Source organism: Chryseobacterium subflavum, from assembly GCF_055762745.1.
The window spans coordinates 1-2,275 of record NZ_JBVTMR010000012.1 but is presented as its reverse complement, the minus strand read 5'-3'; the positions used below and the strand labels follow the sequence as shown (position 1 = coordinate 2,275).

The following is a 2,275-nucleotide window of genomic DNA, read 5'->3' as shown; positions in this document are numbered from 1 at the left end:
TAGTGTAACCTATAGGCTATAAATCTACGGGTAATTAGTACTACTCGGCTATGCTGTTACCAACTTTACACCTGTAGCCTATCAACGTGGTCATCTCCCACGACCCTTAAAAGATGTCTCATCTTGAGGCGAGTTTCGCACTTATATGCTTTCAGTGCTTATCTCTTCCAAACATAGCTACTCAGCGGTGCACCTGGCGGTACAACTGATACACCAGAGGTTTGTTCAATTCGGTCCTCTCGTACTAGAATCAAGCCCTCTCAAACATCTAACGCCCGCAATAGATAGAGACCGAACTGTCTCACGACGTTCTGAACCCAGCTCGCGTGCCACTTTAATGGGCGAACAGCCCAACCCTTGGGACCTTCTCCAGCCCCAGGATGTGACGAGCCGACATCGAGGTGCCGAACCTCCCCGTCGATGTGAGCTCTTGGGGGAGACTAGCCTGTTATCCCCGGAGTACCTTTTATCCTATGAGCGATGGCCCTTCCATACGGAACCACCGGATCACTATGTCCTGCTTTCGCACCTGATCGACTTGTAGGTCTCACAGTCAAGCACCCTTATGCCATTACACTCTACGCACGGTTACCAAGCGTGCTGAGGGTACCTTTGAAAGCCTCCGTTACTCTTTTGGAGGCGACCACCCCAGTCAAACTACCCACCACGCAATGTCCTTCCTAAAGGAAGTTAGGCTCCAAGTAAGTAAAGGGTGGTATTTCAACGTTGACTCCACAAACACTAGCGTGCCTGCTTCATAGTCTCCCACCTATCCTACACATTACTTACTCAAAGTCAATACGAAGTTATAGTAAAGGTTCACAGGGTCTTTTCGTCCCATTGCGGGTAATCGGCATCTTCACCGATACTACAATTTCACCGAGCTCGTGGCTGAGACAGTGCCCAGATCGTTACACCATTCGTGCAGGTCGGAACTTACCCGACAAGGAATTTCGCTACCTTAGGACCGTTATAGTTACGGCCGCCGTTTACTGGGGCTTCAGTCAAACGCTTCGCTTACGCTAACGCCCTTCCTTAACCTTCCAGCACCGGGCAGGTGTCAGACCCTATACAGCATCTTTCGATTTAGCAGAGTCCTGTGTTTTTGATAAACAGTCGCCTGGGCCTCTTCACTGCGGCCACCATTGCTGATGGCGTCTCTTCTTCCGAAGTTACGAGACTATTTTGCCTAGTTCCTTAGCCACGACTCACTCGAGCACCTTAGGATTCTCTCCTCGACTACCTGTGTCGGTTTTGGTACGGGTTGCTTCACTTCGGCTTTTCTTGGAAGCACTTTCCCTGCAGCAGCTTCGCCCGAAGGCTAGGCCTTGACTATTCCGTCAGTCTCCAGCAGGTACGGCACTCCGTCCCCTTTTTAGTGTGAGCAAGTATGGGAATATTAACCCATTGTCCATCCACTACCCCTTTCGGGTTCGCGTTAGGTCCCGACTAACCCTCAGCTGATTAGCATGGCTGAGGAAACCTTAGTCTTTCGGTGAGGGGGTTTCTCGCCCCCTTTATCGTTACTTATGCCTACATTTTCTTTTCTGTCCGCTCCACAATACCTCACGATACTGCTTCGGCGCAAACAGAATGCTCCCCTACCAGATGTACAATGTACAAATCCATAGCTTCGGTAATATGTTTATGCCCGATTATTATCCATGCCGGACCGCTCGACTAGTGAGCTGTTACGCACTCTTTAAATGAATGGCTGCTTCCAAGCCAACATCCTAGCTGTCAATGCAGTCCAACCGCGTTGCTTCAACTTAACATATATTTGGGGACCTTAGCTGTTGGTCTGGGTTCTTTCCCTCTCGGACATGGACCTTAGCACCCATGCCCTCACTGCTGATCAACATTTATTAGCATTCGGAGTTTGTCAGGAATTGGTAGGCGGTGAAACCCCCGCATCCAATCAGTAGCTCTACCTCTAATAAACTTATAATCAACGCTGCACCTAAATGCATTTCGGGGAGTACGAGCTATCTCCCAGTTTGATTGGCCTTTCACCCCTACCCACAGGTCATCCGAAGACTTTTCAACGTCAACCGGTTCGGTCCTCCACTCTGTGTTACCAGAGCTTCAACCTGCCCATGGGTAGATCACAAGGTTTCGCGTCTAATCCTACTAACTATCCGCCCTATTCAGACTCGCTTTCGCTCCGGCTCCGGACCTGAAGTCCTTAACCTCGCTAGTAAAATTAACTCGTAGGCTCATTATGCAAAAGGCACGCCGTCACCCAACTTGTGGGCTCCGACCGCTTGTAGGCGTA

At 49.9% G+C, this 2,275-nt stretch carries 1 rRNA gene; it reads right to left on the bottom strand.

What is annotated here, in order from left to right:
- Nucleotides 1-13 precede the first annotated feature (13 nt).
- Nucleotides 14-2,275 (bottom strand): 23S ribosomal RNA (locus tag AC0INN_RS21715); the annotation flags it as partial.